The organism is Saccharopolyspora sp., from assembly GCF_017434145.1.
Classification (GTDB): Bacteria; Actinomycetota; Actinomycetes; order Mycobacteriales; family Pseudonocardiaceae; genus Saccharopolyspora_C; species Saccharopolyspora_C galaxeae.
The window spans coordinates 1-7054 of sequence record NZ_JAFRFW010000989.1 but is presented as its reverse complement, the minus strand read 5'-3'; the positions used below and the strand labels follow the sequence as shown (position 1 = coordinate 7054).

The following is a 7054-nucleotide window of genomic DNA, read 5'->3' as shown; positions in this document are numbered from 1 at the left end:
AGCGCGCCGCAGATGGCGGTGGCGTGCAGCCCGCGCTCGAAGAACACCGAGTTGCCCAATTCCCGGTCGTAGCCCGCCATTCCGACCCGGACGGTGATCTCGACACCGACGCCGACGGCGTCGAGCAGCTGCGCTCCGCTCGCCCCGCGCGACTCGGCGACGGCCAGCGCGGCGGGAACGACCGACGCGGAAGGGTGCAACACCGACGGCAGGTGGGTGTCGTCGAAGTCGAGCGAGTGCGCCAGCGTTCCGTTCAGCAGCGCGGCGCTCGGCTCCGGCAGCCGCCCGCCGCCGATCGCGCTCGCGCGGCCCTGCCCGCCCCACTCACGGACCAGCGTTCCGACCGCGGCCGCCGGTGCTTCGGAGGTGGCGGCGAGGCTGTTGCCCAGCACGTCCAGCACCCTGCGGGCGGCGTCGTCGCGCAGCCGCTCGGGAAGTCCTCGCGCGCGCACCGAGGCCGCGAACTCGGCGAGGCGCTGAACCGGTGTCGTCATGCGCTCACCGCCGCCTGCGGACGGATGGGCGCGCTGGTGCCGCCGGTGATGCGCAGCGGAGCGAGCAGGAAGGCGAACTCCGCGATGCCCTGCTCGGCGAGGGATTCGCGGTTCAGGTGCTCCATGATGAAGATCCCGGACTCCACCAGCAGAACCCGGTGCACCGGAAGCAGCGAGTGCCCGGCACCCGCGGGTATCTGCTCGTAGGCGGTGGTGTCTGCGCCGGTGGCGACGATCCCGCGTGCGGCGAGCCACTGCGCCGCCTGTTCCGTCGCCCCGGGAACTCCCGTTTCCTTGCCCAGGTAAGCGGTCTGGTCGGTGAAGTTGCGCGCCCAGCCGGTGCGGATCAGCGCGACGTCGCCTCCGGCCGGCTCGACGTCCGCGCGCCGCGCGGCCGCCGCCAAATCCTCGGCGGTGACGCCATATCCGGCCGGCAGCGTCGGGACGTCGTGCACGGCGGCGACGTCGAGCAGCACGCCGCGCCGCAGCAGGCCCGGCAGGTTCTCGGCTCCGTGCGCGGAGAACGCGCCGCCCTGCTGGGCTTCGGCCGCGTCGATCCCGCCGTGCAGCTCACCGCGATGGCTCACGTGCGAGAGCGCGTCGATGTGGGTGCCGACGTGCCCGCCGGTGACGATGATCTCGTTGGCCGCGGAGCCGCCGTCGGCCCGCCGCATGTCGCCGTGGCGGCGGTTGAGCGTCATCCGGAACCCGGGATGGTTCGGTGAGCACGGCATCCCGGTGAAGAACGGCTGGCCGAGCTCGATCAGCCGGACTCCGCCCGCGATCGCCGCCAGCAGCGGGTCCTCTGTGGTCGTCATGGGGCGTGCCCTTCGTCGTTGTTCGTGTGTTCGGCGCTGTGGCGGTCTTGCCGGGCGGGCCCGTCCCGCTGGTCGGTCTGTACTTTGTGGACGGATTCGGCGTCGTTGCCGGTGCGCCTGCTGGTCCCTTCGCCGGTGATCGAAAGCAGCCACCTGGCCTGCTCGACGACCGCCGCGTCGACGAAACGTCCGGAGTGGTCGATCCACGCGGCTTCGTCGGTCACGCGCAGCGCGTCCACGAGGGACCGAGCTCGCGCGACTTCGTCCGGATCGGGTGCGCACGCTTCGTGCACCACGGGAATCTGCGCCGGATGCAGCACCGAACGCCCGAAGAATCCGGCTTTCCGGCCCGCTTCGGTGTCGGCGCGCAGGCCGTCCAGATCGCGGACGGCTGTCCACGCGCTCTGCACCGGGCTCGGCAACCCGGCCGCACGTGCCGCGACGACGATGCGCGAGCGCGGCCAGGTGAGCGACTCGACGCCGGGAACCCGCAGGTCCGCGGCGAGGTCGGCCTCGCCGAGCGAAATCCCCGCCACCAGCGGATGCGCGGTGGCCAGCGCGTATGCGTGCTCCACGCCGAACGCGGACTCCACCACGGGATGCACGGCCACGCCGAGCGCGTCGGCCACCCGGCCCAGCTCGCCGGGGTTCTCGCACTTGGGCACCCGCACGCCCGCGAGCGCGCCCGGAGCGGCCGCCAGCGCCTCGACGTCGGCCCGTCCCTGCGAACCGTCCGTGGCGTTGATCCGAACGTGCGCGCGGTGCCCGTCGGCGAGTGCGGCCAGCACCGCTCGGCGCGCCTCGTCTTTGGCCGCGGGGGCGACGGCGTCCTCCAGGTCGAGGATCACCTCGTCGGCGTCCGAGGCGAGTGCTTTGCCGATGCGCTCCGGCCGGTCACCCGGCACGTAGAGCCAGCTGCGCGCGGGTCTCATCGGATCACGCCCTTGTCCCGCAACTCGTCCAGCGCCGCGCCGGTGACGTCGTAGCGTGCGAGCACTTCCTCGGTGTGCGCGCCGATGGGCGGACCGGTCGAGGTGATCTGACCCGGGGTTTCCGACAGCCGGAACAGCACGTTCTGCATCCGCACCGGCCCGAGCTCGTCGTCGGGCAGCGTCGCGATCGTGCCGAGCGCTTCGTACTGCGGGTCCTGCACGATGTCGGCCGCGGTGTAGATCGGGGCGATCGCGGCTTGCGCCTGCTCGAACGCCTCGATCACCTCCGCGCGATCGCGTTCGGCGATCCACGAGCCGACCGCTTCGTCGAGCTCGTCGGCGTGCTGCGCGCGCTCGGCCCCGCTCGCGAACCACGGCTGCTCGGCCAGATCCGGCCTGCCGACCAGCCGCACGACCCGTTCGGCGATCGACTGGGCGCTGGTGGAGATCGCGACCCAGCCGCCGTCGCGGGTCCGGTAGGTGTTGCGCGGCGCGTTGTTGTTGGAGCGGTTGCCGGTGCGTTCCTGCAGGACGCCGAGCTGGTCGTAGGCGATGATCTGCGGGCCGAGCAGGGTGAGGATCGGCTCGATGATCGCGAGGTCGACTACCTGGCCGCTGCCGGTGTGCTCGCGGGCGCGCAGCGCCGTGAGCACCGCGAACGAGGTGGCCAGTGCGGCGATCCCGTCGGCGAGGCCGAACGGCGGCAGCGTCGGCGGGCCGTCCGGCTCGCCGGTGATCGCGGCGAACCCGCTCATCGCCTCGGCCAGCGTCCCGAAGCCCGGTCGCTTCGCGTACGGCCCGGTCTGCCCGAAACCGGTCACGCGGGCCAGCACGATGCCCGGGTTGATCCGGCGCAGTTCCTCGTAGCCGAGCCCCCAGCGCTCCAGCGTTCCGGGACGGAAGTTCTCGATCACGACGTCGGCGTCGGCGACCATCCGGCGGAAGATCTCCTGCCCCTCCGGGGAACCGAGGTACAGCGTCATCGCCTGCTTGCCGCGGCCGAGCATCTTCCACCACAACCCGACGCCGTCGCGCTGCGCGCCGTGCCCGCGAACCGGATCGCCGTTCGGGTGCTCGATCTTGATGACCTCCGCGCCGTAGTCGGCGAGCATCGTGGCGGCCAGCGGCCCGGCGAACAGCGTCGCCGTGTCGAGAACGCGAATCCCGGAGAGCGCATCCGCCATCGGCGCACCTGCCTTTCTGAGAGCCAATTTCGGGTCTGCGAGCGGCGAATCGGGCTCGATGCCGAGTGTTTCCCTGATGGGAACAAAGAGCGGCTTGCTGTCCGGTGGCGCTCTCGCCGCACAGGGACAAGCTCGCGCCGATCGCGCTGCAAGTCAAGAGCGGGCGACCGTTGACGCCGGTTCACCTGCGGTGTCAGGCTGCCCGCCAAGCGGTTCCCATTGTTTCTTCTAGGGGAACGACGGGAGGTCGAGGCGCATGGACGATCGGGTGGACGTCGTGATCGCGGGTGCGGGCGGCGGGCTGGCGGGCGCGCTGCGCGCGGCCGAGCACGGGCTGAGCGTGCTCGTGGTGGAGGCCGACGAGCACTTCCGCCGCGGCAACAACACCTCGATGTCCACGGCGATGTTCCCCGCAGCCGGATCGCGGTGGCAGACCGGAGCCGGTGTGCAGGACTCCCCGGAACGGTTCCTCGCCGACATCGCGGCCAAGACCGGCGGCCTGGCCGAACCCCGCCTCGCGCGCACGCTGGCCGCGGTCAGCGCGGAACTCGTCCAATGGCTCGCCGACGTCGTGGGGTTACCGCTGTCGCTGGTCACCGACTTCACCTATCCCGGCCACGCGGTGCCGCGCTGCCACTCGGTACCGGGACGTCACGGCTCGGCGGTGATCGACCACTTGGCGCGCGCGGCCGCCGGGCACTCCGATGTGGACATGCTCGTTCCCGCGCGGCTGGTCGACGTGCTGACCGAGGGCGGGCGGGTCCGCGCGGCGGTGGTGCGCTATCCGGACGGCGCCGAAGAAGAGAGTCCGACGCGCGCGATCCTGTTGGCCACCAACGGTTTCGGCGCGGACCCGGAGCTCGTGCGGCGGCACCTGCCGGAGATCGCGGATGCGCTGTACCGGGGCGGTGACCACTCGCGGGGCGATGCGCTCCGGATCGGCGAGAAGCTCGGCGCCGCGGCCGGCTATCTCGACGCCTACCAGGGCCACAGCGCGGTCGCCGCGGGCGCGGGCACGCTCGTCGGCTGGGCCACGGTCGTGCAAGGCGCAATCCTGGTCGACAGCACCGGGCAGCGGTTCGGCGACGAGCTGCGCGGCTACTCCGAGTTCGCCGCGGAACTGGCCGCCCGGCCCGGCGGAACCGGCTGGATCGTGCTGGACGAGGCGGTTTTCCAGCGGTGCCAGGTTTTCCAGGACTTCCGCGACACGGTCGACTCGGGCGTCGTGGTGCGGTCCGGGGACGCGGCGGGACTCGCCCGCGCGACCGGCCTGCCGGAACGCGAGCTGACCGGAGAACTGGCGAACACCGCGAAGTACGCGCGCGGCGAGCGGGCCGATCCGTTCGGCCGCACCAACTGGGATCACGCGCTGGTTCCCGAGTACGCGGCGGTGCGCGTGGTGCCCGCGCTGTTCCACACCCAAGGCGGGCTGCTGGTCGACGAGCACGCCGCGGTCGTCGACCGGCACGACCGGCCGATTCCCGGGCTGTACGCGGTCGGGGGAGCGGCAGCGGGGATCTCCGGGCACGGCGCGGCGGGCTATCTCGCGGGAAACGGCCTGCTACCCGCGTTCGGACTGTCCTATTTGGCCGCGGACGACATCGCCCGTCGCCGGGCGGCCCGACCGCAACAGGCTCAGTGAGGAGCAGGGATGGCGACAACCGAACTACTGGTCACCGACGTCCGGGTGGTGCGCCCGGAGGACCCCGACAACGACCGGCCCGACCTGGTCGACATCGCGGTCAACGACGGCAAGATCGTTCGCATCGCGCCGGGTCTGGCGCGCGACGATGTCGCGCGGGTCGTCGACGGGCGGGGACTGCTGGCGTTTCCCGGCGTGGTCGACGCCCACCAGCACTGGGGCATCTACTACGACCTCGCCACCGACACCACCTCGGAGAGCAGGGCCAGCGCCCAGGGCGGGGTCACCACGGCGCTGACCTACATGCGCACCGGGCAGTACTACCTGAACAAGGGAGGCGGCTACCGGGAATTCTTCCCCGAAGTGCTCTCGGCCGCCGAAGGCAACGCGCACGTCGACTACGGCTTTCACCTGGCGCCGATGATGGCTCAGCACATCGAGGAAATCCCTTACCTGGTCGAGGAACACGGCGTCACGTCGTTCAAGATCTTCATGTTCTACGGCAGCCACGGTCTGCACGGGCGCTCGGGCAGCCAGAGCGACTTCCTGATGATCCCGCCCGAAGAGCGCTACGACCTCGCGCACTTCGAGTTCGTGATGCGCGGTGTGCAGCGAGCCCGCGAGGTCTTCACGGAGTACGCGCCGTACCTGTCGCTGTCGCTGCACTGCGAGACAGCGGAGATCATGACGGCGTACACCGAGCTGGTGGAGCAGGAGGGCGAGCTGTCCGGCCTGCGCGCCTACAGCGCCGCCCGCCCGCCGCACTCCGAAGGGCTCGCGGTCACCATCGCGTCCTACCTGGCGCACGAGACCGGGCTGGCGAACATCAACCTGCTGCACCTTTCCTCGGAAAAAGCGCTGGACGCGGCGCTGCGGATGGCGCGGACGTTCCCGCACGTGGATTTCCGCCGCGAGGTCACCGTCGGGCACTTGCTGGCCGATGTGGACACTGCGAGCGGCATCGGTGGCAAGGTGAATCCGCCGCTGCGCGAGCGGGAAGACGTCGAGGCGCTGTGGGGCCACGTGCTCGCCGGTGAGGTGGACTGGATCGTCAGCGACCACGCCTGTTGCCGCGACGAGATGAAGTTCGGCGCCGAGCGCGACGACGTCTTCCTCGCCAAATCGGGCTTCGGCGGCGCGGAGTACCTGCTGCCCGGCCTGGTCGGCGAGGGCGCAAAGCGGGGCCTGTCACCGCAGCGGATCGCGAAGCTGACGGCGCAGAACCCGGCGCAGCGGTACGGATTGCTGCACAAGGGAACGCTGGCGGAGGGCTACGACGCCGATTTCGCCCTCGTGGACCCGAATGTGTCGTGGACGGTGCGGGCTGCCGAGTCGGAGTCCACTCAGGAGTACACGCCGTTCGAAGGTTTCCCGATGTCGGCGAAGGTCACCGACACCTTCGTGCGCGGCCACCACGTGTTCGCAGGCGGCAAGCTGCAGGACGAGCCGGTCGGCAGGTACCTGCGGCGCGGGCGCTGAAGCGGCTCAGCGCCCGCTCGCGGCGGGCGGAACCGCCCAGTTCCGGGCGATCTCCGCGGTGGCCGCGCGCACGAGCTCGCGGTAGCGCTCGATCTTGTCCGGGCTGAAGCGGTGCTCGGGACCGCAGACGCTGATCGCGCCGTGCACCTCGCCGTCCGGGCCGATCAACGGCGCCGCGACCGACCCGGCACCCACCTGTCGCTCACCGAGCGACACCGCGACACCGTCCTCGGCGATCGCGGCCAGCTCGTCGCGCAGCGCCGCCCGGTCGGTCACGGTCCGCTCGGTGAGCGCGCCGAGCTCGCCGGAGAGCACCGCCGCACGCCGGTCCTCCGGCAGGTGCGCCAGAATCGCCTTGCCCGACGACCCGGCGTGCAGCGGGAACCGCCTGCCCGCCTCGACGGTCATCTTGATCTCGGCGCCGCTCTCGAACTGGTCGAGGTAGACCCGCTCGTCGCCGACCAGCCCGGACAGCGTCGTGGTCTCACCGGTCTCGTCGCGCAGT

7 protein-coding genes are annotated in these 7054 nt (G+C 71.5%); 2 read left to right on the top strand and 5 right to left on the bottom strand.

The genetic code is table 11. The annotated features are described in order from the left end of the window. The 4 genes from IJH84_RS26815 to IJH84_RS26800 form a co-directional block, all read right to left on the bottom strand. Positions 1–494, bottom strand: a 494-nt coding sequence (locus IJH84_RS26815; RefSeq protein ID WP_295150453.1) for an MmgE/PrpD family protein, incomplete at its 3' end; no start/stop codon positions are given. Then, the gene (locus IJH84_RS26810) at positions 491–1312 is read right to left on the bottom strand and encodes a cyclase family protein (protein ID WP_295150450.1); all 822 of its coding nucleotides are present in this window, start codon (positions 1310–1312) and stop codon (positions 491–493) included. The genes IJH84_RS26810 and IJH84_RS26815, both read right to left, overlap by 4 nt. After that, complete coding sequence (locus tag IJH84_RS26805) at positions 1309–2244, bottom strand: CoA ester lyase (protein ID WP_295150446.1); 936 nt, start codon at positions 2242–2244, stop codon at positions 1309–1311. Before IJH84_RS26805 ends, IJH84_RS26810 begins: the two co-directional genes overlap by 4 nt. Continuing rightward, positions 2241–3428 carry a CaiB/BaiF CoA-transferase family protein gene (locus IJH84_RS26800; RefSeq protein ID WP_295150443.1) on the bottom strand — a complete coding sequence of 396 codons (1188 nt, stop codon included), beginning with the start codon at positions 3426–3428 and terminating at the stop codon, positions 2241–2243. The genes IJH84_RS26805 and IJH84_RS26800 overlap by 4 nt, the downstream gene beginning before the upstream one ends. A 256-nt stretch (positions 3429–3684) precedes the next feature. Here IJH84_RS26800 and IJH84_RS26795 point away from each other — a divergent pair, with 256 nt between their 5' ends. Then, entirely contained in the window at positions 3685–5070 is a 1386-nt protein-coding gene (locus IJH84_RS26795; RefSeq protein WP_295150440.1) for an FAD-binding protein, read from the top strand. A 9-nt stretch (positions 5071–5079) separates the two neighbouring features. Next, positions 5080–6549, top strand: a complete 1470-nt coding sequence (locus IJH84_RS26790) for a dihydroorotase family protein (RefSeq protein ID WP_295150437.1) — start codon at positions 5080–5082, stop codon at positions 6547–6549. A gap of 6 nt (positions 6550–6555) precedes the next feature. On the opposite strand, the gene IJH84_RS26785 is transcribed toward IJH84_RS26790, so the two are convergent. Next, on the bottom strand, positions 6556–7054 hold a 499-nt coding region (locus tag IJH84_RS26785; RefSeq protein ID WP_295150435.1), incomplete at its 5' end, for an IclR family transcriptional regulator.

Bases quoted from the DNA above. Each gene is read 5' to 3' on its own strand.
- IJH84_RS26810 (WP_295150450.1), bottom strand. From the start codon at position 1,312: ATGACGACCACAGAGGACCCGCTGCTGGCGGCGATCGCGGGCGGAGTC.
- IJH84_RS26805 (WP_295150446.1), bottom strand. From the start codon at position 2,244: ATGAGACCCGCGCGCAGCTGGCTCTACGTGCCGGGTGACCGGCCGGAG.
- IJH84_RS26800 (WP_295150443.1), bottom strand. From the start codon at position 3,428: ATGGCGGATGCGCTCTCCGGGATTCGCGTTCTCGACACGGCGACGCTG.
- IJH84_RS26795 (WP_295150440.1), top strand. From the start codon at position 3,685: ATGGACGATCGGGTGGACGTCGTGATCGCGGGTGCGGGCGGCGGGCTG.
- IJH84_RS26790 (WP_295150437.1), top strand. From the start codon at position 5,080: ATGGCGACAACCGAACTACTGGTCACCGACGTCCGGGTGGTGCGCCCG.